Source organism: Mycobacterium sp. IDUB_37 (genome assembly GCF_055419245.1).
The window spans coordinates 207667-233455 of the sequence record NZ_JBVAXG010000001.1; the positions used below are offsets into that span (position 1 = coordinate 207667).

The 25789-nt window shown below is 64.1% G+C and carries 22 protein-coding genes and 2 pseudogenes; 14 read left to right on the plus strand and 10 right to left on the minus strand.

Going from position 1 to position 25789, the window contains the following annotated elements; translation table 11 throughout:
* Nucleotides 1-110: 110 nt before the first annotated feature.
* Nucleotides 111-1088, minus strand: a complete 978-nt coding sequence (locus ACZY1I_RS00950) for a YihY/virulence factor BrkB family protein (protein WP_463753444.1) — start codon at nucleotides 1086-1088, stop codon at nucleotides 111-113.
* On the opposite strand from ACZY1I_RS00950, the pseudogene ACZY1I_RS00955 reads away from it, so the two are divergent.
* Both ACZY1I_RS00955 and ACZY1I_RS00960 read left to right on the plus strand, forming a co-directional pair.
* A pseudogene (locus ACZY1I_RS00955) lies at nucleotides 1024-2487 on the plus strand (adenylate/guanylate cyclase domain-containing protein); the annotation flags it as partial. The gene ACZY1I_RS00950 and the pseudogene ACZY1I_RS00955 overlap by 65 nt on opposite strands.
* A 1911-nt stretch (nucleotides 2488-4398) precedes the next feature.
* Nucleotides 4399-5841 carry an ABC1 kinase family protein gene (locus tag ACZY1I_RS00960; protein ID WP_463753445.1) on the plus strand — a complete coding sequence of 481 codons (1443 nt, stop codon included), beginning with the start codon at nucleotides 4399-4401 and terminating at the stop codon, nucleotides 5839-5841.
* A gap of 46 nt (nucleotides 5842-5887) precedes the next feature.
* On the opposite strand, the gene ACZY1I_RS00965 is transcribed toward ACZY1I_RS00960, so the two are convergent.
* Both ACZY1I_RS00965 and ACZY1I_RS00970 read right to left on the minus strand, forming a co-directional pair.
* The gene (locus ACZY1I_RS00965; RefSeq protein WP_463752423.1) at nucleotides 5888-7456 is read right to left on the minus strand and encodes a long-chain-fatty-acid--CoA ligase; all 1569 of its coding nucleotides are present in this window, start codon (nucleotides 7454-7456) and stop codon (nucleotides 5888-5890) included.
* Between the two features lie 154 nt (nucleotides 7457-7610).
* The gene (locus ACZY1I_RS00970; protein WP_463752424.1) at nucleotides 7611-8414 is read right to left on the minus strand and encodes a mycofactocin-coupled SDR family oxidoreductase; all 804 of its coding nucleotides are present in this window, start codon (nucleotides 8412-8414) and stop codon (nucleotides 7611-7613) included.
* A 399-nt stretch (nucleotides 8415-8813) separates the two neighbouring features.
* Between ACZY1I_RS00970 and ACZY1I_RS00975 the strand changes: the two genes are divergently transcribed.
* Nucleotides 8814-9779, plus strand: coding sequence for a DNA polymerase domain-containing protein (locus ACZY1I_RS00975; protein WP_463752425.1), 966 nt, complete (start codon nucleotides 8814-8816; stop codon nucleotides 9777-9779).
* 331 nt (nucleotides 9780-10110) lie between these two features.
* Here the strand turns inward: ACZY1I_RS00975 and ACZY1I_RS00980 are convergent, their stop codons facing one another.
* The 3 genes and pseudogenes from ACZY1I_RS00980 to ACZY1I_RS00990 form a co-directional block, all read right to left on the minus strand.
* Entirely contained in the window at nucleotides 10111-10485 is a 375-nt protein-coding gene (locus ACZY1I_RS00980) for a nuclear transport factor 2 family protein (protein ID WP_463752426.1), read from the minus strand.
* Nucleotides 10472-11179 (minus strand): SDR family NAD(P)-dependent oxidoreductase, encoded by a 708-nt coding sequence (locus ACZY1I_RS00985; protein ID WP_463752427.1) that lies wholly within the window; start codon nucleotides 11177-11179, stop codon nucleotides 10472-10474. Before ACZY1I_RS00985 ends, ACZY1I_RS00980 begins: the two co-directional genes overlap by 14 nt.
* A 111-nt stretch (nucleotides 11180-11290) precedes the next feature.
* Nucleotides 11291-11424, minus strand: a pseudogene (locus tag ACZY1I_RS00990) (YncE family protein); the annotation flags it as partial.
* 41 nt (nucleotides 11425-11465) lie between these two features.
* Here ACZY1I_RS00990 and ACZY1I_RS00995 point away from each other — a divergent pair.
* Nucleotides 11466-12392 carry a carbohydrate kinase family protein gene (locus tag ACZY1I_RS00995; protein ID WP_463752428.1) on the plus strand — a complete coding sequence of 309 codons (927 nt, stop codon included), beginning with the start codon at nucleotides 11466-11468 and terminating at the stop codon, nucleotides 12390-12392.
* Here ACZY1I_RS00995 and ACZY1I_RS01000 read toward each other — a convergent pair.
* Complete coding sequence (locus tag ACZY1I_RS01000; RefSeq protein WP_463752429.1) at nucleotides 12389-13738, minus strand: hypothetical protein; 1350 nt, start codon at nucleotides 13736-13738, stop codon at nucleotides 12389-12391. The two genes, ACZY1I_RS00995 and ACZY1I_RS01000, sit on opposite strands and share 4 nt — an antisense overlap.
* Before the next feature lie 179 nt (nucleotides 13739-13917).
* Between ACZY1I_RS01000 and ACZY1I_RS01005 the strand changes: the two genes are divergently transcribed.
* Nucleotides 13918-14601 carry a pyridoxine/pyridoxamine 5'-phosphate oxidase gene (locus ACZY1I_RS01005; RefSeq protein WP_463753446.1) on the plus strand — a complete coding sequence of 228 codons (684 nt, stop codon included), beginning with the start codon at nucleotides 13918-13920 and terminating at the stop codon, nucleotides 14599-14601.
* Between the two features lie 30 nt (nucleotides 14602-14631).
* Nucleotides 14632-16074: an amidase gene (locus tag ACZY1I_RS01010; RefSeq protein ID WP_463752430.1), complete on the plus strand. Its 1443-nt coding sequence runs from the start codon at nucleotides 14632-14634 to the stop codon at nucleotides 16072-16074.
* A 213-nt stretch (nucleotides 16075-16287) separates the two neighbouring features.
* Here ACZY1I_RS01010 and ACZY1I_RS01015 read toward each other — a convergent pair whose 3' ends face one another.
* The 3 genes from ACZY1I_RS01015 to ACZY1I_RS01025 form a co-directional block, all read right to left on the minus strand.
* Nucleotides 16288-16491, minus strand: coding sequence for a cold-shock protein (locus ACZY1I_RS01015; RefSeq protein WP_463752431.1), 204 nt, complete (start codon nucleotides 16489-16491; stop codon nucleotides 16288-16290).
* Nucleotides 16492-16662: 171 nt separating this feature from the next.
* Nucleotides 16663-17889, minus strand: a complete 1227-nt coding sequence (locus ACZY1I_RS01020) for a cytochrome P450 (RefSeq protein ID WP_463752432.1) — start codon at nucleotides 17887-17889, stop codon at nucleotides 16663-16665.
* 287 nt (nucleotides 17890-18176) lie between these two features.
* Nucleotides 18177-18845 carry a LuxR C-terminal-related transcriptional regulator gene (locus tag ACZY1I_RS01025; protein ID WP_463752433.1) on the minus strand — a complete coding sequence of 223 codons (669 nt, stop codon included), beginning with the start codon at nucleotides 18843-18845 and terminating at the stop codon, nucleotides 18177-18179.
* A 99-nt stretch (nucleotides 18846-18944) separates the two neighbouring features.
* Here ACZY1I_RS01025 and ACZY1I_RS01030 point away from each other — a divergent pair, with 99 nt between their 5' ends.
* The 8 genes from ACZY1I_RS01030 to ACZY1I_RS01065 all read left to right on the plus strand — a co-directional run bounded on the left by ACZY1I_RS01030 (nucleotide 18945) and on the right by ACZY1I_RS01065 (nucleotide 25789).
* Nucleotides 18945-19124 carry a DUF6131 family protein gene (locus ACZY1I_RS01030; protein WP_463752434.1) on the plus strand — a complete coding sequence of 60 codons (180 nt, stop codon included), beginning with the start codon at nucleotides 18945-18947 and terminating at the stop codon, nucleotides 19122-19124.
* Nucleotides 19125-19297: 173 nt separating this feature from the next.
* Entirely contained in the window at nucleotides 19298-19885 is a 588-nt protein-coding gene (locus ACZY1I_RS01035) for a GNAT family N-acetyltransferase (protein WP_463752435.1), read from the plus strand.
* A gap of 65 nt (nucleotides 19886-19950) precedes the next feature.
* On the plus strand, nucleotides 19951-21327 hold the full coding sequence (locus ACZY1I_RS01040; protein ID WP_463752436.1) for a cytochrome P450: 1377 nt from the start codon (nucleotides 19951-19953) through the stop codon (nucleotides 21325-21327).
* A gap of 16 nt (nucleotides 21328-21343) precedes the next feature.
* Complete coding sequence (locus ACZY1I_RS01045) at nucleotides 21344-22522, plus strand: acyl-CoA dehydrogenase family protein (RefSeq protein WP_463752437.1); 1179 nt, start codon at nucleotides 21344-21346, stop codon at nucleotides 22520-22522.
* 4 nt (nucleotides 22523-22526) lie between these two features.
* Nucleotides 22527-23660, plus strand: coding sequence for an acyl-CoA dehydrogenase family protein (locus ACZY1I_RS01050; protein WP_463752438.1), 1134 nt, complete (start codon nucleotides 22527-22529; stop codon nucleotides 23658-23660).
* Complete coding sequence (locus ACZY1I_RS01055; protein WP_463752439.1) at nucleotides 23650-24156, plus strand: MaoC family dehydratase; 507 nt, start codon at nucleotides 23650-23652, stop codon at nucleotides 24154-24156. Before ACZY1I_RS01050 ends, ACZY1I_RS01055 begins: the two co-directional genes overlap by 11 nt.
* Nucleotides 24153-24590: a MaoC family dehydratase gene (locus ACZY1I_RS01060; RefSeq protein WP_463752440.1), complete on the plus strand. Its 438-nt coding sequence runs from the start codon at nucleotides 24153-24155 to the stop codon at nucleotides 24588-24590. The genes ACZY1I_RS01055 and ACZY1I_RS01060 overlap by 4 nt, the downstream gene beginning before the upstream one ends.
* Nucleotides 24587-25789 carry a thiolase family protein gene (locus ACZY1I_RS01065; protein ID WP_463752441.1) on the plus strand — a complete coding sequence of 401 codons (1203 nt, stop codon included), beginning with the start codon at nucleotides 24587-24589 and terminating at the stop codon, nucleotides 25787-25789. Before ACZY1I_RS01060 ends, ACZY1I_RS01065 begins: the two co-directional genes overlap by 4 nt.

The window sequence follows — 25789 nt, forward strand, 5'->3', positions numbered from 1 at the left end:
AGTGCCACCGTTAGTGGCGGTAACGCTACGCGCATTACAGAAATTTGAACCCAATTCCACAAGAGTGCAGTAACCAACTTCGTAGGCCGGGCCGGCCGGGCCGGCCGGGATCACTCGCTGTGGGTGTCCTCATGATCGACATCGTTGAATTTGACGCTGACGTGCTGAAAACCTTTGACGCGCTCGGCTTTGGCTTTCCTGGCATAGGTCTTGCGATCAGCCGGTGTGAGGTCCACGTTGTCGGTGAAGGGAGTCAGCAATGCGCGCGGATGCAGGTCTTCCACCAGGACGACGTTGATCTCCGCGCACAACACCAGGGTCGACGAAATGAGAAACAGAAACGCCAACATTCCGAGGACCAGCGCGAAGATGCTGTTGGTTGCGCTGGCCGACTTCACGACGTGTCCGACATACCCGGCGCCGAACCACTGCAGGACCTGCCAGACGACGGCCGCCGCAAGTGCGCCCGGCAACACCTGCCGGTAGCTGAGTTCTCGTGCGGTGGTGACGCGAAAAGCCACCAGACAGATGAATGCGTTGATCCCCACCGCGGCGAGGACGATGCCGATTTTTCCGACCACTCCCAGCGAGTCGGTCGCGTGCCCGACCCCGGAGAGCAGGGTGGTCGCGATGGCCGCCGACCCGAGCACCAACAGCAAGAGCAAACTGCGCCTGCGTGATTGGATGGGATCTGGACGCACGTTCCGTGGCACGGCCCACACCGAGTCCATGGCATTCTGCACAGCCAGTCCGACGCCTAACCCCCCGTACAACGCACCCAGGATGCCGATGACCACGGCGACCGTCCCCCCGCTGAGCCCTTCGGGTTGTTGCAACTGGCTGCCGATGACAGGGAACTGGCTCAACGTGCTCTGCAGGACCTGGGCCTTCAGGTCGGGGCGGCCGGCGAGCAACACTCCGAGACCGGTGGTCAGCAGCAACAGCAGTGGAAACAGTGACACGAAGGCGTAGTAGGTGATTAGGGCAGCAAGGTAACCGCCCTGGTCGTCGACGTACTTGTAGATGACAGCGACAGCTAAGCCCACGCCGCGATTGCGTCGCTGCAGCCTGTCCAGCCAGCCGACCATCGCCACTCGCTTCATCCACACGAAAACCCATCACCCCGCCGAAAGGGATGCTTGGTTGATACCCGGAATCCTTGGCAGCGAACCGGCGCGCCAAGGCGAGGCGATCGGGTGGGCAAAGTGCAACGATATCGACGTGGACCCAAACGTGGGTGACAGCAATCAGTCGGGGAAACCCGGCGTTGCCTGTGTTTCGTGCGGTGCGCCATCGCCTCCGAGCGCCAAATTCTGCAGCCAATGCGGTAAGCCAATCCAGGGAACCGCGACTCAATCGGCCGAGTACAAACAGGTCACCGTGCTGTTCGCTGACGTCGTGCACTCGATGGACATCGCGGCGGCAGTCGGTGCCGAACGGTTGCGCACAATCATGGGCGACCTGGTCGATCGCGCGGCAATAGTGGTGCAGCGCTTCGGCGGCACCGTGGACAAGTTCACCGGAGACGGCATCATGGCGGTCTTCGGCGCGCCAATGTCGTTGGAAGATCACGCCGTTCGCGCGTGCCGGGCAGCGCTGGCAATTCAGGATGAGACAGTCCGGCTGGCCGTTGAGGTCAGGCGTCGCGATCGGGTGGATCTGCAACTGCGGGTGGGACTCAACTCGGGTCAGGTGATCTCGGGAGGATTCGGCACCACGTCGTTCGGTTACACCTCCGTCGGCGAGCAGGTCGGGATGGCGCAGCGGATGGAATCGGTCGCCCCGCCTGGTGGCGTCATGATCAGCGAATCCACCGCCCGCCTGGTCAAAGACGTTGCGGTGCTCAGCGAGACGCAGATGGTCAATGTCAAGGGCGCTCACGCTGCGGTGCCGGCCCGTCGCCTCTTGGCGATGGCGCCACGCCGCGGGACCGCCGGACGTTCCGAAGCGACATTGGTCGGGCGCGAACAGCAGGTCAGCGTCCTCACCGAACTGCTCGACAGTTCGATCGGTGGACAGGGCGCAGTCGTCGGAGTGGTCGGTGCCGCGGGTATCGGCAAGAGTCGTGTGGTCCGTGAGGCCGCCGCGATCGCGGCCGCGCGCGGTGTCGAGGTCTATTGGACCTACTGCGAATCCCTGGCCAGCGGCACTCCGTTGCAGGCCGTCTCGCGCCTGTTGCGAGCTGCCGTGGGGGTCGGTGATCTGGACGGAGACGTTGCGCGGGGGCAGGTGCGCGATCGATTTCCGGGTGCCGACCCCGAAGACCTGCTGTTGCTCGACGACCTGCTCGGCATCGCCGACCCCGGTGTTGTGCTACCGCATATCGACCCGGATGCGCGCCGGAGGCGGCTGACGGCGCTGGTGAATGAGTCCGCGCTCGCTCGGACCACACCGGCTGCGTTCGTCATCGAAGACGCACAATGGATCGACGACGCCAGCGAGTCGATGTTGGCGGATTTCCTCACGGTGGTACCCAAAACCGCCACGCTGGTGGTGATCACCTACCGGCCGGAATACCGGGGCCTACTCACGCAGTCGGTCGACTATCGGACCGTATCCCTTGCACCACTGGATAATTCAGAGATTTCTTCGCTGCTCGCCGAGCTGCTAGGTGGTGATGCGTCGGTCGGTGAGCTGACCACCACCGTCGCCGATCGAGCCTCCGGAAATCCGTTTTTCGCCGAGGAAATCGTGCACGACCTGGCTGAGCGCAATGTGCTCGTCGGTGGCCGTGGCGCCTACGTCTGTCGAACCGACGTTTCGGAGTTCAGCGTGCCTGCCACATTGCAGGCGATCATCGCCGCCCGCATCGACCGCCTCGAACCGAAAGCCAAACGAAGCCTCGGTGCCGCAGCGGTGATCGGATCGCATTTCGAGGCTGACCTGCTCACCGCATTGGACGTAGAGCCTGTCCTCGACCAACCCGTCAAAGCCGAGCTGATCGATGCCGTCAGCGTGGGGCCGCCGGCGGAGTATGTATTCCGTCACCCGTTGATCCGTGCGGTCGCTTACGAATCGCAGCTGAAGTCGGATCGCGCGGAACTGCACCGGCGGCTTGCCCGGGTGATCCAGAGGCGTGACCCCGCCTTGATCGACGAGAACGCGGCGCTGATTGCCGGGCACGTGCAGGCTGCGGGTGACGTCGCTGCGGCATACGCCTGGCACATGCGTGCCGCAGCATGGCTGGCCCACCGGGATCTCATTGGCGCGGGCCAGAGTTGGGAGCGGGCACGTGAATGTGCCGACGCGTTGCCCCGAAACGATAGGCAGCGCACCGCAATGCGGATTGCTCCGCGAGTAATGTTGTGTTTCAACGGTATTCGTACAAATGCGGCGACCACCGACGCCCGGTTTTCAGAACTTCAACGGCTGTGTGAGGCGGCTGACGACAAGGCGTCACTCGCGTTCGGTATGGCGGGAATGCTCCCGGTGCACGCACTGTATGGCCGCGTCCGGGAGGCCTCGGAACTGGCGTCCGAATACATGACGCTGGTCGAGTCGATCGGCGATCCGACACTCACCGTCCTACTCGCCTTCGTCGCGCTGCCGATCAAGATGGAGACCGGTCCGATCGCCGACGCATTGCGTTGGGCGCAGGATTCCATCGAGTTGTCCGAAGGCAACCCGATGCTCGAACCGATGATGGCGGCTGCCTTCGCGAGTCGCGGTTCAGCCCGTTGGGCGCTCGGGACTCCGGGGTGGCGGGAGGACCTGGATAGGGCGATCGGCATGGCGCGCGGAACCGACCCCATGGTGCACGGACTGGTGGTGAGCGTGACGTATTCCGCTATCGCCGCTGGAGTACTGCTGCCCAGTGACGAGGTCCTGGCCAACGTCGACGAGGCGTTGCACAGTGCCGAGCGATCCAGTGACGACATCGCGCTGGGCCTTACCCGGATGAGCATGGGGTTCGCGCTGCTGTACCGAGACTCTGCCGCCGAACACGAACGCGGTGCCGCGATACTGGCGCGGGTACGCGAAATGATCCTGGCCAAACGGTTTTACGGGAGCGAACTGCCGATCGTCGAAGCATGGATAGCGCGGGAGATGTTCGCGGCCGGAGATCACGTAGGTGCGCTCTCGATGATCCGGAAATCTGTGGACACCTTGTTGGCCACCGGGCAGTGGGGATATCTGAGCGCCACCGCGGGTGTTCTGGTGGACGTGCTGCTTGCCCGCGGTGCAGAAGGTGACATCGATGAAGCCGATCACGTAATCCAGCGTTTGGCGGGTGGTCCCGATGAAGCTCCGTTGTACCGAGAGGTCTGGCTACTGCGGATGCAAGCCGTGGTTTCGCGGGCCCGCGGCGATGAGATGCGCTATTGGGCGCTGGCGCAGCGGTACCGCGCCTTGGCGGTCTCGCTGGGCTTCGAATGGCACATGGCGATGGCCGAAGCGATGACTACACCGACGCCGTCGGGAAAGTCTGCTGTGCGGGTCGCGGGTGACGGGATACCGCGGGGGAGGATCCGCCGAACGATACCTTTGGCCGGCTTCGCCGCGCGTGCCGCGGGCGACCGGATCGTGACGGCCCTGCGGGAGAAGGCGGGTGACACCGGCGCGGTGGCCCGCTTTCATGAGCGCAACGCCGAACGCTATTCGGAGCTGTTGGGCAACTCCAAAGGCGTGCTGATGAAGATCGGCCAGATTGTCTCCCAGTTCGACGCGGACATGCTGGGTGGTGGTTTCATGCCTTATCGGACAACACTTTCCAGGCTGCAAGCTGACGCGCCGCCGATGCACCCGGAACTCGCCAAACAAACCCTACAAGCGGATCTCGGCAGATCGATCGATGCGGTCTTCGCTTGGTTCAGCGACGAACCGATGGCGGCCGCATCGATAGGTCAAGTACATCGCGCGGTCACGCACGATGGCCGCGAAGTCGCGGTCAAGATCCAGTATCCCGGTGCGGCAGAAGCGATTCGCGCCGACCTTGCCAACCACGAAATGGTGACGAAGGTCCTGCGGCTCATGTCGTCGGCGTCTGGGGCGGCGATGCCCGACTTGCGAGCTTCCACCCGGGAGATGGTCGCGCGCATCGCCGAAGAGATCGACTACCGCAACGAAGCCGCGAATATCACTGCCTTCAGCGAGCTTTACCGCGGCCACCCCTTCATCGTGGTCCCCGACGTCGTCGCCGAAGCGTCCGGTGACCGGGTACTGACCATGACCTATCTCGACGGGATGGACTGGGCGGCCGCGCAAAGAGCCGATCAGGATTTGAAAAATTTTTGGGCAGAGGCGATTACGCGTTTCTTGGCGGGATCGATCCGACACGCCAATCTATTTCACTGCGATCCGCATCCGGGCAACTATCGCTTCGGCACCGACGGGCGAGTCGGGTTCGTCGATTTCGGTTGTGTCAAAGTCCTGTCTGAAAGGCAACGCCGGGGGCTCGTCGGCATGGCCCGTGCGACCATCGACGGGCGCAAACAGTATCTGCGCGATCTGATGGTCGAATCCGGATTTCTGACGAGCGACTCCGCAATGACAGTTGATCAAGCGTACGAGTGGTGGGCGGGAACTCTGCACGAGATGATCGCACCCCAGCCGTTCACCTACAGCCGCGACGACCCGATGCGCGCGGTCCGGGGCTTCATCGATCTGCGTGCCGCCGACCATCCTGCTCGGCAGATGCTGCTGCCAGAGGAGACCGCCTTCTTCCCGCGCTTATACATCGGGATGTACACCCTGTTCGCGACGTTACAAGCGACCCTGCCGGCTCGCGCGATCAACGACGACATGGATGGCGTCGCAGCACCGGCCACGCCGCTGGGTAGGCAGCATCACGACTGGCTACGCGGCCGTGGCCTGCCCTGCGGCATGGATCCCCGCGACTGATTAGGTCCGATGATCGCGGCCCGCTGCGCCCGGCTTGCGATCGCGACTACACAGTCGCGCGGTCGCGGCCCTCCCAGTACGGCTTGCGCAGCTCCTTCTTGAGGATCTTGCCGGTCGGGTTGCGTGGCAGTTCGTCTGCGATATCAACGGTTTTCGGGCACTTGTAGGCGGCCAGTCGTTCGCGGGAGAACGCGATGATCTCCTCCGCGGTGGCCTCACCCTCAAGTGAGACAACGGCTTTCACAACTTCACCCCACCTGTCGTCGGGCACCCCGATCACCGCGACCTCCACGACTGCCGGATGTTCGGCCAGTACCCGCTCCACCTCGATCGAGTAGATGTTCTCCCCACCCGAGATGATCATGTCCTTGAGTCGGTCCTCGACGAAGATGTAGCCGCCCTCGTCGACCCGGCCGATGTCGCCGGTGCGGAACCAGCCGTCTTCGGTGATCGCCTCGGCCGTTGCTTCCGGCTTGTTGTGATAGCCCTTCATCAATTGCGGTGAGCGGAACCATAGTTCGCCCTGTTCGCCGTCTGCCGCGTCCTCGAGTGTGTACGGATCGACAACGCGGACCTCCGCATTGGGCACCAGTGTTCCCGCGCTGCTGAGCCGCTCCGGGTGGTCCTCGGCGCGATGGGCTTCGGGAAGCAGGTGGCTGATCACGCCACATAGTTCGGTCAGGCCGTAGGCCTGAATGAAGTCGGTATTCGGCCACGCCTCCAAAGCCGCGCGCAGCAGCGGAAGTGGCATCGGTGACGCGCCATACGAATACGTCTTCAGTGCGCCGAACAGCTTCACGGCGTCCTCGCCGGACTCGAGTACCTTCGCCAGCACCGCCGGCACCAGGAAAGTCCTGTTGGCGCCCTTCAGAATTGCGCCGGCCAGCGTCTTGCCGTCGGCGTCGCGAGTCATCACACTCGGGACCCCGTCGTGAACACCGAACTGCGCGTAGGACGACCCGCCGACGTGGAACAGCGGCATCGACACCATGCTCTTGTCACCCGGGTCGAAATCGAAGCCCTCATGCGCGTTGAGCGTGTGCGCGATCAGATTCGACTGAGTCAGTTCCACGCCCTTAGGGCGGCCGGTGGTTCCCGACGAGTACATGATGATGCACACGTCGTCGGGATCCACGTCGTCCGATCTGCCGACCGGCGTCGCCCCGGCCAGCAGAGCTTCGTACTCGTCGCCGTCGCCGCCGTCGGGGGTCACCTCGAAGACGTGGGTGACCTCGGTGAGATCCCCGCGAATCTTTTCGATGTTCTTCGTCAGCTCCGAACCGACGACCAACACCTTTGCGCCCGAGTCGTTGAGCACGTAGTCGAGCTCGTCAGCCGCAAGACGGAAGTTGATGATCGCGTTGGCCGCACCCAGGGATGCGGCGGCGAACGTCAGTTCGACGCAGGCCGGATGGTTCTTGTCCAGAAAGGCCACCGCGTCGCCACGCTTGACGCCGAGTTCGGTTAGGGCACCGGCCAAACGGCGGACCCTGTCGTTCCACTGGGCCCAGGTCCAGTTCCGGTTTATGAAGTCGATCGCCTCTTCGTCGGGCTTGGCTTCGGCCCAGTGAGCCAGGCGTTCGTCGAGAAAACGTGGGTCAGCTAGATCAGGCATGAGATGAGCCTTCCATGTCCGGGGGTCGAGTGGGTAGGTGCCGGTCCTGATGGTGGCGACCCGCTGCGCCCGGCTCCGCCGCGCTTGCGATCGCCACGGGTCCTGATGGTGGCGACCCGCTGCGCCCGGCTCCGCCGCGCTTGCGATCGCCACGCTAATGAATGCGGGCGCTGCCGCCCAGGCCGACTTCCAGAACGCTGCCCGTGATGACTCCCGGATCGTTGACTAGGTACACGACTCCGCGGCTGACGTCCTCGGGTTGTAGCCACGGCTGCGGAATCGGGTTTGCCCTCATCATGCGACGCACCAATTCGTCAGGAATGTCGTCGGCGCCGGTGGGCTGGACCATCGGTGTCTGCGTGGTGGTCGGGCAGATCACATTGACGGTGATGCCCTCTTTGGCGACCTCGAGTGCGACAGACTTGGCGAGGCCGATGATGCCCCATTTGGTGGCGTTGTACGCGGCCAGATCCGGGATACCCATCCGGCCGCCCATCGAGGAGGTCACGACGATCCTGCCGAAGCGCTGTCGCCGCATCACCGGAATTACCGCTCGCAGGGTGTGAAATACCCCGGTCAAGTTGGTGTCGAGCAGTTGCTGCCACACCTGGTCGCTGACCTCGTCCAACGGCCCGGTGCTGACGATGCCGGCGTTGGCCACGACGATGTCGACGCTGCCGAAGTCATTGACGGTCTGTTCGATCGCCGCGCCCACCTGTGCCGAACTACGGACGTCGACGGCCAGCGGCAAGCAACGTTGCCCGAGCTCGTCAACCAGCTTCGCGGTCTCGCGCAGGTCGTCCTCGGTGCCGAGTGGATAACTGAGGTCTGCCATCGGACCGGGCGCATCGATGGCCACGATGTCGGCCCCCTCGGCAGCCAGCGCCACCGCGTGCGCGCGTCCCTGCCCTCGGGCCGCTCCGGTGATCAGTGCGACTCGTCCATCCAAGGCACCCATAACCGGCCACGCTATCAGCCGCGAAACAGGTTGCGATACAGTCTTTTAGCTTGTTATTGCCAAGACCGGGGAGCCGGCAATGGAACGCAGGCACCTCGCACGCAAGCGTAAACATGCTTCGGGTACTTCGGCTTGTTCCGCGGCGGTTGCTGACATTCGTCGCCATCGCACGGCGGATCGTCAGCCAGGTAGGTGAGGTGCTGCGGTTGTCCCGACGCGCCCGGGCCGAGTTGAGCTACCGGCGAACTCGCCAGGGATACAGCGCCGACCGCGAGAATGCCTGCCACAAGCATCTTGAATGCCGTCATGGGATTGGTCCTCAAATTTGAATCTAAACCCGACGATACGCGACATCTCGAGGTTTGGCCCGGAACGAAAGTCGGCGCATAGGCTAGTCAAATGAGCGCCGGTGAGCAGCGCGCGGGAATCGATCTGACGAACCTGGACCAACCGCTGGGTCCCGAATCCGGCGCGACCAAGCGTGACCTGGTGGATTACCTGGACGCGGTGGCGGATCGGATATTGCCCGGACTGGCCGATCGGCCACTCACCGTTCTGCGAGTGCTGCGCGGTCGCGCTCCGTTCATGCAGAAAAATGTGCCCAAGTACACCCCGGACTGGGTGCGAACGGTCTCGATCTGGGCGGAGGCTTCTCACCGCGAGGTGCACTACCCGGTGTGTGACGACAGGCGCACGCTGGTGTGGCTCGCTAATCAACGGGCCGTCGAGTACCACCCCGCGTTGGGGCTGGCCGAGGACATTTATCGACCCACGCATCTGGTGCTGGATCTGGATCCGCCCACCGACAGCGACTTTGCGGCGGTGGTGAAGGTGGCCTACCTCGTCCGCCAGGCCCTCTCCGATAGCGGTCTGACCGGCGCGGTCAAGACCAGCGGCGCCAAAGGCCTGCATGTGTTTGTGCCCATCGACGACCATGCGCCCGTCGACGATGTCGCTGCGGCCACCCGCGCGTTGGCTGCCCGCGCCGAGGCGCTCGATCCTGACGCTGCCACAACGGCTTTCATCGTGGAGGACCGAGCAGGCAAGGTGTTCGTCGACGCGACCCGCGCGGGAGGCGCCACGGTGGCGGCCGCCTACAGTCCGCGCCTGCGCCCAGGTACCCCGGTGTCATTCCCGTTGGAGTGGTCGGACCTGGATCGAGCGAATCCGGTTGATTTCACAGTGCATACGGCGATCGACGCGCTCGGCGGGCGCGACCCGTGGACGACATCGATGTCAGAGCCGCAACGGCTGCCGAGTGACCTCATCGAACAGGGCCGCGCAATACCCGTCGCCCGAGTGGCCGCCATGCACGAAGGCAAGCGGCGCGCGCGGGCGCGGCGTGCGCAGCAGGATGAGAGCTAATGCGGGGCGCCGGGACGAATAGGCTTGGGAATGCACACACCTCGCCTGCAGCCGAGGACGCCCCGAACCGGAGGCGGGGCTGATTGGGGCGGTGCCTGGCAGGCGGCGTCTCGACACGTCGCATCTATAGGATCGCTGCTGAGCAACTGCTCCTGATCCGGCATCAGTGGGTCCGCCTGAGCCAGCGGCGCGCCGACCAGAGATATCGCGCCAACCGCCAGTGCGCTTGCCAGCAGCACCCTGACTGCGACCACCCGAATCGCCTCCGCCTTAACTGCGATTTAACATCCCTGTAACAGAGTAGTCCTCGGGGGCGGAGCGGGAAACCCCGTTATGGGCCCGTGAACAAGGAAGCCTGGTAGTAGCCGATCCGCCAACCACTATCTCCCCGCCGGATCAGTACGCCGATACGGACGCTGATCGTCGACTGATCGGGCAGCGAGAAGTCTGCGTGCAGATAGCTGAGTAGCGCGTCGGCGCCGACCTGGCGGGATTCCAGGACGCGGTAAGCGACCGTCATGCCGACTGGTTGCGAGTCATAGTAGGCGAAAACACCTTGTGACCCAACGCTATACGGCCGCAATCCCTGGAAGATCGCATCTTCGGTGAACTGTTCGGCCACCACGTCGGGTTCGTGAGCGTCGATGCCGGCCTTCCAGCGATCCATGACCTCGCGGACAACGTGATCGCTGTCAGTGCCCGGCACTTTGACCTCCATCGAGACTAAGAATCTCGCCGGTCACAAATGAGTTGCCTTCCAGGAAAAGCACCGCGTCCACGACTTCGCCGATCTCGCCGAGGCGTCCGAGCGGATGCATCTTCGCCAGAAAATCGTGCGTTGACGGGTCATGCATTGGCGTGTTGATGTTTCCCAGCGCGATCGCGTTGACCCGGATGCCCCGGCTCGCGTACTCGATTGCGAGCGACTTGGTGGCCGCGTTGAGCCCTCCCTTGGTCAGGGATGCCAACACGGACGGCACCTGCGAATTGGGATGCTCGACCAGGGCCGTGGAGATGTTCACGATATGACCACCTCCTTCGCGGGACAGCATCGCGCCGATGGCGGCGCGCGAAAGTTCAAAGAAGCCACGCAGATTGACGCCGGTGATCGCGTCGTAGTCCTCGTCGGTGTACTCGGTGAACGGTTTGGAGACGAAGATCCCAGCATTGTTGACGACACTGTCGACCCGTCCGAAGCGCTCCAGCGCCGCGTTGACGATCCGCCCGCCGACCCCGGGCTGGGCAATGTCGCCCGCTACGGCGAGCACCAATGGATCGGTGCTTTCGCTGATGCGGCGCGAGTTGGCGACAACGGCGTAACCGCGCTCGCGATAGCCGGTGACAAGGGCGTCGCCGATCCCTTGCGAAGCGCCGGTGATGATGGCGACGCGTTGAGTCATACGGAAACCTTCCTGTGCTGCGATGCACTCGTCAACAGTCGTCAGGCCCCGGCGAATTCCGGCGCTCCGAGTGACCCTCGGCACTAGGTGTAAGAGACCTGGCGCATTCTTCTATCCGCTGATCACAGACACCGTGCTACTGACCTCATTGGTGACGAAGACGCAGCCACTGGTCGGGTTCACCGCCACCTGACGCGGGTTGCGCCGGCGCTGATCGGTGATCCGATGACGGTGTTGGTGGCGGGCGCGTTTGGACTCCGCAACCGGGACTCGCCAGAATCACCTGGTGACCCAAGTCGACATCGCCGCCGTCGGCGTCCACGTCCTCGATACTCACGTCATCGGCATCGAGTCGATTCCCGAAGGGTCCGACGGGCAGTTGGTTGAGTCGATCCGGGTCTCTCCGGCCGGCACGGCGGGTGGCACCGCGGTGGTCCTCAGCAGGCTCGGAGCCCGGGTGCGTTCCTACGGGGCCGTGGGCACTGATGCGCTCGGCGACACCCTGATCACCCTGCTGTCTGCCAACGGCGTCGACGTCGCCGGCCTGGTGCGCACCGCGGACACCCAGACCTCGGCCTCGGTAATCCCGGTGCGCCCCAACGGCGACCGGCCTGCCTGGCACTGCGTGGGTGCCAACGCAGGCTTCACCCTGGACGCGCTCGACCTCGACGAGGTGGTGCGCGGGTCCCACGTTCACCTCGGCGGGCCCGAATTCCTCGGCGGAACCGCTGCCGCGACGCTGCTCAAGCACGCCAGAGACAAGGGGCTCAGCACCTCTGTTGACATACTCGCCGCCGGTGACCCCGGCCTGCTGGCCTGGATTGTTGACGCCCTTCCGCACACCGACTACCTGCTGCCCAATGACGAACAGGTGCTCGGCTTCACCGGCGCCGCTGACTTGGAGGCGGGTGCCCGGGCTCTCGTAGACGCGGGAGCGGGCTGCGTTGCGGTCACCCGCGGCGCCGACGGTGCGCTCATCGTCACCGCGGAAGACGTTATTGCGGTACCCGCCTTCGCCGTAGACGTCGTCGACACCACGGGATGCGGCGACGCGTTTTCCGCTGGATTTATCCTCGGCCGAGCGCTCGGGCGCGACCTGGCACAATCCGCTCGCTTGGGTTGCGCCGCCGCGGCACAGGTAGCGGGCGGTCTCGGAACCGACGCTGGGGCCTACAACCTGCAGACCGTCGAGGCTCTCGTCGCCGGCGGTTAGAACCAGGGGCCGGGATAGTGGCCGTCGGCGTCTTGCACCAGCACGATCTCTCGGCACTCGCCGGTCGGTGGCGTCGCGGTCTCGCCACGGCACACCAGCGTCCAACCGGTGATTCGGCCGAACGGCCGTCCGGACCAATTGGATGCGACGGAATCGGTTCCGGGCAGTGCGATTACCGAGTACGTACTACCAGAATTGGTGACGTATAGATGGTCGCCGTAATACGCCAACTTGGAAATCGGCTGCTTCTTGGCGTCATCTCGATTCCTCAGCAGGTCCCAGTGCTGGGTGCGCAGATTCCAGACGCCATACCCGAATTGCGATGTGTCCGAACCGCGGCCGTCGATGAACAGCTTGCCATCCGACAACGTGGCGGCCAGCCCGCCGCCGGAAATCCGTTCGTTGTCAACGATTTTGATCAGAGCGCGGGTGTTCAGGTCGAAGAAGATTGTCGACATCACGGGGGGAGACTGCGAATCCCAGTGGGTGATCTGCACGAGTTTGTCTGGCCCGTCCGATAATTCGCCATCGACGGTGGCAATGTCATTGTCCTGCAATACCGGTTCGCCCGTCGGTAGCCGCAACTCCGCACCGATCGCGCTGCCTGGCACTGTGCTGCGCCGGAATGAAAGAACGTCTTGCCACACCCGGCCCTGCTGGGGGTCGTCCCACAGCGTCGCCAGATCCGTATTGGACAGGATGACGGTCTTCGGTGCTGATGCCGCCGCACGCGCGTCAGTGAAGGCGTTGATCCACGCCACTCCGGTTGCGGTCGCGGCAAGTCGCCATTCCTTGGCTGGGGCCAGACGGACCTCCGGGGTCGGCGACTTCAGTTCCTTGGCTACCAGCGGCCGACTTGACTTCAGATCGAAGACGTAAGCGACGGTCTTGGTGACGTCCGGTGCTGACCCGTGCCCGGATTTGAGAGTCGTGATGACATAGACGACCTTCATGTCGCTCACATCGTTCGACAGTGCGCACATGGCGCCGGTGATGATCTCGTCGTCGGCGACGACGGGCACCGCTGGCATTATCAAATCTGCGGATTTGATATCGAGGACTTTGGGCCGGATGTCCTCGAGCGCGGTTTTGCTGACGGAAAACTCATTGGGGCAGCCGAAGTAGACCGTGCCGCCGTAGGTTTTCCAATCTTTTGCTAGGGCGCTGATCTGCGGTGGCGGCGGCGCAACCGTATTAGTGGGGGGCTTGAACGTGGTGACGCTGGTCTGAGCCGCAGGCGGCCGCGCGGTCGCTGACGTGGCACAGGACGCTACAGACAGGCAGGCGACTGCCACGACCAGCACCTGTCGGCATCTGGACGCGAACAGCCTATTAAGCACCCTCATTAGCGATTTCCCCCCGCTAAGTCTTGCGTTCTTTCGAGCCTAGAGCCGATGGCCACGCACCGCGAATCGAGCGATTTGCGGCGGCGTCAAAAGCATCTCCGAGTTTGCCCGGATGTTTTGCTGCAATGGGTGGCCAACGGATGCTGCGCCATCGCCGGTCTACCGTCGACTGGGTGACGATAGACGGCATTGAATCGCGCTGGTCCGATGACGACGGTGGCCGCTCCTACCTGCGCTCATTACCGGTGCTGACCGGCCAGGGACCGGATCTCGACCTCGACGTGATTCCCGACGAGCCGATCTCGTTGTTCGTCAGGTGGCTGCAGCAGGCTTTCGACGCGGGTACGCCCGAGCCGCACGCCATGACCTTGTCGACGGTCGACAGTCAGGGCCTGCCGCGGGCGCGGGTACTGATCGTGAAGAGCGTCGACGAGCGCGGTTGGCATTTCGCGGTCAGCTCAGTGAGTCAGAAGGGCCGAGACCTGGCCGCCAATCCTGCAGCAGCACTGACCTTCTACTGGCCTGCGCTGGTCCGCCAGATTCGCGTCATCGGCGTCGTCACTCATGACGGAACCCAAGCCAGCGCCGAGGACTTTCTCGCCCGCCCGATGGGTTCACGCGCAATGGCGTTGACGCTGCGGCAAAGTCAACCGTTTGATGACGTCGCAGAACTCGACACAGAGATCGCGAAGGCCCACCACAAGCTCAACGAGAACCCCGGGTTGGTGCCGCAGGAGTGGGCGTCCTACGCAGTGCGCCCGAACCAGGTCGAATTCTGGCAAGGCTCCGCCGATCGACGGCACTGGCGGTTGAGTTACGAACGGATCGATGACCGCTGGGAGCGCACCCGGCTGTGGCCCTGATAAGCCCCGGGACGTGGTAGACCGAGAGCCGTGACTGAACTTGTCGAGGAAACGCGGTGGATGGATGCCACCGATCAGGCGGAGTTGGTCGCCAAAGGCGAGGTGACGCCGAGCGAGTTGCTGGACGCGGCGATCGAGCGGATCGAACAGTCCAACGCGGCATTGAATGCCGTGGTTATCGAGTGGTTCGAGCACGCCCGGTCGGTGGCGGCCGACCCGAGCCTGCCCTCCGGTCCGTTTCGTGGGGTGCCGTTTCTGCTCAAAGACCTCTACACCAGCTTCGCCGGCCAGACGATGTCCAACGGGAATGCGGCACTCAAAGAGGCGGCCATCGTCGATACCGTCGATACCACTCTGGTGTCCCGATTCAAGTCGGCCGGGTTGGTCATCGCAGGTCGGACGAACAGCCCCGAGATGGGCAGCCTGCCTACTACTCAGCCATTGGCGTGGGGGCCCACCCGCAATCCGTGGGCATTGGACCGCACCTCGGGAGGGTCGAGCGGAGGTGCCGCGGCCGCCGTGGCAGTCGGGATGGTTCCGTTCGCCAATGCCTCGGATGGGGGCGGCAGCATCCGCATCCCGGCGTCGTGTTGCGGTTTGGTCGGGCTCAAGCCCAGTCAGGGCCGCATCACGGTCGGGCCGGTCCGCGCCGAGGTAGGACTGGGCGTGGAACTTTGCGTCAGTCGCACGGTGCGTGACACCGCCGGCCTGCTCGATACAGTACGCGGACCAGGTATCGGCGACAGCGTTATCGCCCCGGCACCGCAGCGCCCTTACATCGAGGAGGTTGGCGCCGAGCCGGGCCGATTACGCATCGGATTGCTGGACTTTCATCCGCGCGGCGAGTTCCTGCACGAGGATTGCGTTTCGGCCGTGCGTTCGGCGGCGACGATGCTGGAGGGTCTCGGGCACACCGTGGAGCCGGCCTGGCCGTCGGTTCTCGCGGATAACACGTTGCAGCAGAAATTCATGGCGCTGTGGGCGACGCAGCTGGCGATGGGTGCGCGCGGATTCGGCGCGACGCTCGGCCGTGAAATGACCGCCGCCGACATCGAGCCGGTGAACTGGGTGCTCATCGAGCGGGCGCAACACCTGAAGGCCGTTGACTATGCCGCCGCGGAGAACGGGGTGTACGCGTTCCGTCGTGCGTTGCAGCAGTGGTGGGCCGAGGGCTGGGATCTGCTGCTCACCCCGACGGTGTCGGAGCCGCCAATTCCGTTGAGCGAGTTCGAGAATAATCCGGAGCACCCGACCGCCCCGATGCGCCGCGGGGGCGAATTCGCCGCCTTCACGCCGCCTTTCAACATGAGCGGCCAGCCGGCGATCAGCCTCCCGCTGCACCGAAACGCCGACGGATTGCCCGTCGGTGTCCAGCTCGCCGCTGCCTACGGACGGGAGGACATCTTGATTCGTGTTGCCGCGCAACTGGAATCGGCCCATCCGTGGGCCGGTCACCGGCCTACGATCCCGTGACCGTCCCCGCTGGATGGCGCATCAGTAGGAGCAGGTGTTGCGCCTTGTTCTGACAACGACAGAATCCATTGCAGCGCTTGATGATTCCTTTGACGCCTTCTTGGTGCGCGTCTTGGGAAGCCTCGCGGCTGGTGCGCCTACTGGGCGACTATGTAGAAGCGAAAATGGACTGGCAGGTAGTACCTGCCAGCCCACTCGTGTCGATACGAACCGTTAGACGGCTCTGACGCCTGTCGCTTGGGGGCCCTTGGCTCCCTGGCCGATGGTGAATTCAACCCGCTGGTTTTCCTCAAGGGAGCGGTAGCCGCTGCCCGTGATTTCTGAGTAGTGAACGAAAACGTCCGCTGCACCACCGTCGGGAGCGATAAAGCCGAAGCCCTTCTCGCTGTTGAACCACTTCACAGTTCCCTGTGTCATACTTCTTCAACTTCTTTCATCTAGATTGGATGTAGGAAAACATCCTGCGAAAGGTTAGCACGCGCCGTGCCCGTTGCCGAGGCCCGAGCGCGAAAGGTCGTGTAGTCCCGCTAGTCAACGTCTTGCACTCGACTTTTGGCCAGAACCGGGGCGGTAGCTCGAGCGCACGAGCTAGTCGAACTCGATCGGCAGGCTGATCGGCCCGCTCAGGCTCACCATCGGCTTCCACGGTGCCGGGCCCGCAATGCGTGGATTCCGCAGCCGACTTGTGAGCACGGTCAGCGCTTCTGCCAGTTCGCGTCGGGCCAGGTTGGCGCCGAGGCAGTAGTGGATTCCGCCGCCGAATGTCAGTATCGCCGGGGCCCCCTCGCGGGTGATATCGACACGGTCCGGGTCGTCGTAGACCGACGAATCCCGGTTGGCCGCAGCGGTATTCACCAGGATCATGGTGCCCGCGGGAAACAGGTAGCCCTCGATCTCGGCATCCTCGGTGACCAACCGAAGGGTTCCGCAGGCGATCGGGGAGTGCCGCATTGTTTCTTCGACCGCGCGCATCGCGAGTTCTGGCCTCGCCGCGAGTAGCTCCCACTGCTCCGGATGCTCACAGAGGACGTGCGCTGAGGCGGCCAGCTGGTTACGGGTGGTATCCGTACCGGCCAACAGGAGGCCTCCAGCGAGCATGCGCAACTCTGCGGCATTGAGGCGGTCACCGTCGTCCTCGGCGCGTATGAGGTCGGAGAGCAGGTCGTCGGTCAGGCTGTGTCGCCGCCGTGCCACCATCTCGTCGACGTAGTCGTCGAGCTCGCCCCAGGCGCGCATGACCGCCGGCTCTATTTCTTTGACGCCGGCGAGGAAGCTGAAGGCTTTGAATATTTCGTCGGCCCAGAGCGAAAACTGTTGCCAGTCCTCGCGCGGTGCACCCAGTAAGGCGCAAATGATCGGGACGGGGTAGGGGCGCGCCAGATCGGCGACCACGTCGCAGTGTCCAGTCTCGCTGACCTCGTCGACGAGTCCGTTCATCATCTCGACCATGGTGTCGTGCAGTCGCAGGGTCGCTCGGGGCGTGAACGCCTTGGAGGTCAGGCTGCGCAGTCGGTGGTGGGCATCTCCTTCCAGGCACAGCAGGCTGTCCATCACTTTGTCCCACAACGGTCCAGACGTGATGCCTTGCACCAAGAGGTTCAGGCCGGGCGGAATCTGGAACCGGGTGTCGCGCAGCACGGAACGAACGAGGTGGTACGAAAGCACCTCGGGTCCGAAGGGGCCCAGTGCGATCGGAGCTTGCCGTTGCGCGGCCTGGATGCGCGGATAGACAGCCGCCGGCGTCTCGTCCGGGTCGTAGGCCAGCGTCGGTAGATCGGCATCGAAAACGCTTGCGGGGGCGGTGCCGACAGTCATCACGGACTCCTCTGCTCTGGCGCCATCGTGCAACGGGTCTGCCAGGACAACTCTTAGATAATGTATGGTCGCCGGCCGGGCGCTGTCAACGGCATACGCGGTATCGAAAGTGTATGGTCACGAGCTAGCTCTATCCGGTGGTCGCGGATTGTGATGAGATTTACCCACTGCCCATGGGCCGCATCGCTTGCAGTGTTTCAAAGGTGCTGAGGTCGAATCCCTAACTGAAAGCGTTGCGGACCAAAGCAATACGACTCCGCGTCTGCCCGCGGTCTCTTGGCTGACCGCTAAGGGCCGCCGCGCCAGTGTTCGATGCGGTGATGGTCTGGAGTAAAACCGTGTTCCACACCCCAAAGGACCGCCTGGGTCCGGCTGCCGACGTCGATCTTTCGGTAGATCGTGCGGATGTAGGACTTGACGGTGTTGGGGCTGAGGTAGGTCAGCCTGGCCACGTCAGCATTGCTCATGCCCTGGGTGATGAGGGCCAGGATCTCGGCCTCGCGGTCGCTGAGTCCTTCGCCGCGGCCGGGCCAGTCGAGCCCGACGGCGCTACGTGTGCGCGGTGGCACATCGCTGATGACCGTCTCGCCGGCATGCACTGCCTCTAACGCGGACACCAGATCCCGCGCCGGCAACGTCTTGGACAGGTAGCCGTGGGCTCCGTGCTGCCGCGCGCTGGCGATGAGGTCCGGGTGAAAGTTCCACGTATAGACCACAACTCGATGCGCATGCGGATTCGCGACGAGAACCGCGATTTCGTCGTGGTCGGATTCCGGTTGCGCGAACGAGTCGTACAAGACGATGTCGACGGAGTCGGAGACGGGCATGGTCGAGTCGAGTTCGGCGACGATCACCCGGTCGCGGTACCGGTCGAGCATTTTGGCGACACCCATGACAACTACGTCGTAGTCGTCGACGAGCGCCACGGTGATCGCGTTGCTCGTGGGAGAAGGCATGGAGCAGATATTACCTACCTAGGGGTGTATTGGATCCCCCCTTAGGGGTGTGAACTGAAGTCACGTCAAAGCAAACCGCCAGACCTAGAAAGGCTCACCATGATCATCTTCGGAATTGTTCTCATCGTCCTGGGGCTTGTGCTGCCCGCAGTAATCCCGGCTTTCGCTTTCGGCCACATTCTCGTAATTCTGGGCGTCATCTTGCTTGTCGTCGGAGCGATTTTGGCGTTCCTGGGATCCGCGGGCCGCGCTGTCGGCGGCCGCCGTCACTACTACTGAGCTCTTGGGGGTGACTAACCCGCCCCGCGGACGCGGAATCGCCCATTTCAATGCCGAAATGGGCGATTCTGCCGCTGCGCACAAGACATGAACCGCAGTTATCCAAAGGCTGGGCGACTCAATTCGAAAAAAGTTAGCGAGGCGGGCCGGGCCGCATTGTCTATCGTCATTACATGACGACTCCTGACGGAAACGGCGCAACCCCTGCGACCGACGAGGGGAAGGCGATCGCGACGCTCACCATCGCGTTCAGCAGCGATCCGGTAGCCCGCTGGGTCTTTCCCGACGCCGGTCGCTATTTGACGTACTGGCCCTGGTTTGTACGGGCACTCGCCGGGAATGCGGTCGCGGCGGGCACAGCAGACTCGATCGACGACTGTGGAGGTGTCGCCATGTGGCTGCCGCCCGGCGTCGGGTCCGACGACGAGGCAACGGCGGCCATCCTGGCCGAAGCCGTACCCGAGCCGGAACAGGAAGACGTATTCGACGTCCTGGGGCAGATGGGCGAATACCACCCGACTGAACGCCATTGGTACCTCCCACTTATCGGTGTCGATTCGACCAAGATTGGCGGTGGGCTCGGCTCAGCACTGCTCCGCCACGGGGCGGAGCGCTGCGACCGCGACGGCTTGCCTGCGTACCTTGAAGCAACCAACCCCCGCAACCGGCGGCTCTATGCCGCCCACGGGTTCGAGGAGCTCGGCGCCATCCAGGCCGGCAAATCGGCGCCGCTGTGGCCAATGCTGCGTAAACCCCGGTGAATTGGATGCGAATTCGCCTGAGACTTATGACTTCCGGTAACTCGCCGCGCGTTGAGTATCGAGGAATGCCGACGGGGAAATCTGCGGGCGGGCCACCGGGACCGCGGCTGCCCGGGTGGATATTAGCCGCATTGATGATGGGCCGCGGTGCGGCGACTGTCGCGGCTTGTCGCCGTCGTTACGGCAGCGTATTCGCGCTGCGTATCGCGTTCCTGGGCACAATGGTGTACGTGTCTGACCCGGCAGACATCAAGACCGTGTTCGCCGGCGATCCGAGTGTTTTTCATGCCGGGGAAGCCAACCGGATGTTGCGCGGCCTGTTGGGTGATAGTTCGCTGTTGGTGATCGACGAAGACGCGCACCGCGACCGGCGCCGGATGATGCTGCCGCCGTTTCATCGAGAGGCTGTCGCCCGACAAGCTGAACTGATGGCAGGAATTGCTGCGGCCAACATCGCCGATTGGCCGATCGGAAAGCCGTTTGCGTTGGCGCCCAGAATGTCTGAGATCACGCTCGAGGTGATCCTGCGCACCGTCGTCGGCGCCAGCGACCAGGCCCGGCTGGCCGCTTTGCGGACGATCATGCCGCAATTGCTCGATGTGGGCCCCTGGGAGAGCCTGGCGATCACCAACCCGAACCTGCTTCGCCGCCGCCCGTGGCGCGCGCTGCGGCGCTGCATCGCCGAAGCGGACCGGTTGTTGTACGCCGAGATCGCCGACCGCCGCGCAGACCCCGATCTGGCGGAGCGGACGGACACGCTGGCCATGCTGGTGCGGGCCGGCGATGCCGAGACCGGCATGACCGACCGTGAACTGCGTGACCAGCTGATAACCCTCCTGGTAGCCGGGCACGACACGACAGCGACCGCGCTGTCTTGGGCGCTGGAGCGACTGACCCGTCACCCGGCCGCCTTGACCAAAGCCGTAAGCGCAGCTGAAGCCAGCGCGGCGGGCGACTCGGCGGGAGACGAGTATCTGGACGCCGTCATCAAGGAGACATTGCGGATTCGCCCGGTGGTTTTCGACGTCGGCCGGGTGCTGACCAAGCCAGTTGACCTGGCCGGATACCGGCTAGCTGCGGGAACCATGGTGGTGCCGGGAATGGGCCTGGTGCATTCGAGCGCCGATGTGTACCCGGACCCGGACCGATTCGATCCGGATCGGATGCTCGGGGCAACCTTGAGCCCGACGACGTGGTTGCCGTTCGGGGGCGGCAACCGCCGCTGTCTCGGCGCCACCTTCGCCATGGTTGAGATGCGGGTGGTGCTTCGCGAGATTCTGCGCCGCGCCGAATTGAACACCACTACCGCTGCCGGCGAACGGCGCAAGCTCAAGCACGTCATCTTCATTCCGCACCGCGGCGCCCGGGTCAGCGTTCGCGGCATCCACGATGCCGCGTCAGTGCCGCAGTCCGTCGACTGCCCGGCGCGAGCCACAAGCTAGTACTACGGTCGAGGTTGTGGATTTCGAGCTCAACGATGAGCAGCGAGCCTGGCTGACGGAGGTCCGACAGTTCCTCCGGGACAACGTCACCGCAGCGCTGCGTGCCGAGATGGCTGCGCATGACCTCGAGTTCCGTGACGGTGAGCTTGCGGCATTCCGTCGCAAGATCGGTGAACGAGGCTGGTTCGGGCTGAACTGGCCGCGCGAGTACGGCGGCCTCGGATTGACCGCCACCCACCAGCATCTGCTGATGAGTGAATTCGAGTACTGGGGTGTGCCTGGACCGGACCTGACGGTCACGTCGGTGGCGCCGATGATCATGCGACACGGCACCGAGCAGAACAAGAGCGAATTCTTGCCACCGATCGCGAGGGGCGAGATCACCTGTGCCGTCGGCTATTCCGAGCCCAATGCCGGGACCGACCTGGCCGCCCTGCGCACCCGGGCGGTGCGCGACGGTGACGAATGGGTGATCTCCGGAGCCAAGATCTGGAACAGCGGCGCCCAGCGCAGCACGCACGAATGGCTGTGCGTGCGCACCGAACCCGATGCGCCGCGCCATCGCGGGATCTCGGTCATCATGGTGCCTATCGACCTTCCCGGCGTCGAAGTCCGACCGCTGTACGCGTGGTCGGGATACCGCACCAACGAAACGTTCTTCCGCGACGTGCGGGTACCCGTCGGCAATCTGATCGGCGAGGTCAACCATGGCTGGACCTACATCACCGGTGCCCTCGATCTGGAACGCGGTGCCCTGACCAACGCCGGCGACCTGCGACGGGCACTGGATGACCTGTTGGCATTGGCTGCTGGGCCGAGACGCGATGGGTCGGTGCCGGCGCACGAACCGGCGTTCCGTCGCCGCCTCGCACAAGCCGAGGCCGACGTCGAAGTCGCGAAACTCATGGGCTACGAAGCGGCATCGATGCTCGACAGCGGACGCATTCCCAGCGTCGAAGTCAGCTCCGAGAAGATCTTCACCAGTGAATTACGCCAGCGGATAGCGGATTTGGCGATCGACCTGCTGGGCCCGGAGGGGCTGTTGGCGCACCGAAACCCCGACGCTCCGCTGGACGGCCATTTCGAGCGCCTCTACCGGGTGTCGCCGCTGATGCGTTTCGGCGGCGGCACCAATGAGGTGCTGCGGGATGTGATTGCCCAGCGTGGCTATGGCATGCCGTCTTACGGGCGGTGACCGCATGCGACTGATACCCGATCAGGACGAACGGGACCTCGCCGCCATGTGTCGTAGCCTGCTCGCCGCCCAGTGTCCGACCACCCTCGCGCGCGCCTTGCACAAACCCAACGGCGAGCGCATCACGCCGGCGTTGTGGAAGGCGCTCGCCGAAGCGGGTGTGCTCGGGTTGGCGGTCGGAGAAGAGTTCGGCGGCTCTGGCGGTGCGCTGACGGACCTCGGTGTCTTCTGGGTGGAGGCGGGACGTGCGTTGTGTCCCATGGTCGTTCACAACACCTTGCTAGCAACGCTTGCCGTCGACTGGCTGGGCGGACCGGAATCCCGGGCGGCCTGGCTGCCCGGACTGGCCTCCGGAGCCACCCGTGCAACGACCGCGTTGTGGAACCCGCGCAATGCGGCGGAGTTGACCCCCGGGGTACGCGCCGATGCAGACGCCGAAGGCCGATGGCGGCTGCATGGAACCGCATATTTCGTGGCGGACGCCGATCTGGCTGACCTCATCGTCATTGCCGCCGAAAGTAAAAGCGCCACAATGGGGTTTGTGCTGGATGCCAGATCACCTGGGATCTTTGCTGTACCCCTGCCGATGATGGGCGGCCACCGCGCATTCCGCGTCACTTTCGACGATGTCGTCGTCGATGATCCGCGCCGCATTCTGGCCGACGAGGGGTTGGGCGACCGCGAGTTGCGGCGGGTGGCCAACGCGGCGGTGGCATTGTCGTGCCTGGATCTGGTCGGGGTGGCCGAGGCCGTGCTGCAGCGCACGGTGGACTACACCAAGATGCGCGAACAGTTCGGGCGGCCGATCGCGTCCTTCCAGGCCGCTCAGCATCTGGTCGCGAACATGCATATCGCGCTGTCGGCGGCCAGACTCGCCGCTCGGTCGGCGGTGTTCTGGATCGGTCGTGGTCGGGTTGCCACCCGCGAAACGGCGATCGCGCGAATCCACGCGGCCGCGGTCAAACAGATCACCCTGGACGCCCATCAACTGCACGGAGGGATGGGGTATGTCCTCGACACCGACCTGCACCTCTATTCCGAACGGGCCCGGGTGTTTTCGACATTGGACGGCGGCGCCGATATCGCTGCGGGATGGCTCGAGGGCGAGATCAATTGGGAGGTAGATAGTGGCAGCTGACGACAGCTTGATTGACGCTGAATCCGCGGCGCGGGTCGGTACGGTCGTCGCCACCGCAATCGGTGAGGTGAACAAGCGTGACTGGCAGCGCTGGGCCGCGGCGATCGACGACCGCAACCCACTGTGGTTCGACGCCGATTACGCGCGGGCACAGGGCTACCGTGATGTCATCTGCCCGCCGCTCTACCTGCAATACGCAATCCTCGGCGTCATGACGCTTGGCGACCTGCGACCCGACGGCTCGTCTGGCGCGGTGACCGGCAGCCTGGCGTTTCCGCGAGCGCCGCGGCGGATGGCCGGCGGTGAGAACACCATCTTTCACCAGCCTGCCTACCATCGCGACGAGATAGAGATGGTGCGTACCATCGAGTCGATCGTGGAAAAGCAAGGTCGCTCAGGGCGATTCGTGTTGGTGACGTGGCGCAGCGCATACCGCAATCAGCACCGGGAGCTGGTGTCCGAGGCAACCACATCCATGATCGCCAGACCCGCATGACCGGGCAGGTGTACTTCGACGATGTCAAAATCGGCGATGAAATACCAGCTTTGACGATAGCGGTGACCGAGACTCAGATGTTCTTCTTCAGTGCCGCCACCTACAACGGACATCGCATTCACTACGACAAGGAGTGGGCACGCGACGTCGAGGGCTACGACAATGTGCTCGTCCACGGGCCCTTGCAAGCGGCGTTGTTGTCGCGTTCGCTCACCGACTGGATCGGTGGCGCCGGCCGATTGGTGGCCTTTTCGGCGCAGAACCGGGCGATCGCCTACCCAGGTGAGGGGCTCGTTTTCGGCGGTGTCGTCACCGGCAAGCGACTCACAGATACCGAGGCGCTGGTGGATCTGGAGATCGCGTGCCGGCGCGGCGACGACGTATTGATGCCGGGAACGGCGACCGTTGCGTTGCCCCGCAGGATCAACTCGTGAGCGGGCTGCGGGGCGACGCGGCGATCATCGGCATCGCGGAACTGCCAGCCGAGCGGCGCCAGACCCGACCGCCGTCTTTCACTCTGGACCAGTATGCGTTGTTGGCAAAGCTGGTGATCGAGGATGCCGGGGTGAATCCCGCTGTGGTGAACGGATTGTCGTGCCACGGCATCGCGGAGTCGGACATGTTCGCGCCGGCCACCCTGTCGGAGTACCTCGGCTTGCCATTGGACTTCGGCGACCGGGTGGACCTCGGCGGTGCGACCGCCGCCGGAATGGTATGGCGTGCTGCGGCGGCGGTCGAATTGGGCGTTTGCGATGCGGTGCTGGCGGTGGTTCCGGGTTCACTGGAAATTCCGCGCTCCGAGCAACGGCCCGGCCGCAGTCTCGGCTGGTACGGGGCATCGAGCAACAACTACGGATCGCCGCAGGCCGAATTTGAGATTCCGTATGGCAACGTCGGCCAGAACGCACCGTATGCCCAGATCGCGCAGCGGTATGCAGCTGAATATAACTACGACGCAGCGGCATTGGCGCGGATAGCGGTGCACCAGCGGACCAACGCGTGCGCGCATCCGGGTGCGGTGTTCCACGGAAAGCCGCTCACCGTGGAGGACGTGCTGGCCAGTCCGGTGATCGCCGACCCGATTCACATGCTCGAGACGGTGATGCGGGTCCAGGGCGGTGCCGGTGTCCTGATCGCCAATGCCGACATAGCGCGGCAAAGCCGCCACCGACCCGTCTGGATCCAAGGATTCGGTGAACACATTCGATTCAAAACCCCAACCTACGCAGACGATCTCACGCACACACCGATCGCCCGGGCAGCCGAGAAGGCGTTCGCCATGGCGGGGCGAGAGCGCTCTGACATCGACGTCGCGTCGATCTACGACTGCTACACCATCACGGTGCTGATGACTTTGGAGGATGCCGGATTCTGCGGAAAGGGCGAGGGCATGCACTGGTTGACCGAGCACGACCTCACGTTTCGCGGCGACTTCCCGGTGAACACTGCGGGCGGCCAACTTTCCTACGGCCAGGCGGGAATGGCCGGTGGCATGCATCATGTCGTCGACGGGACCCGGCAGATCATGGGCCGCGCCGGCGAAGCGCAAGTGGGTGAATGCAATTCAGCGTTCGTGACGGGCAATGGCGGCATCATGAGTGAGCAGGTCGCGCTGATATTGGGGGGCGACTGA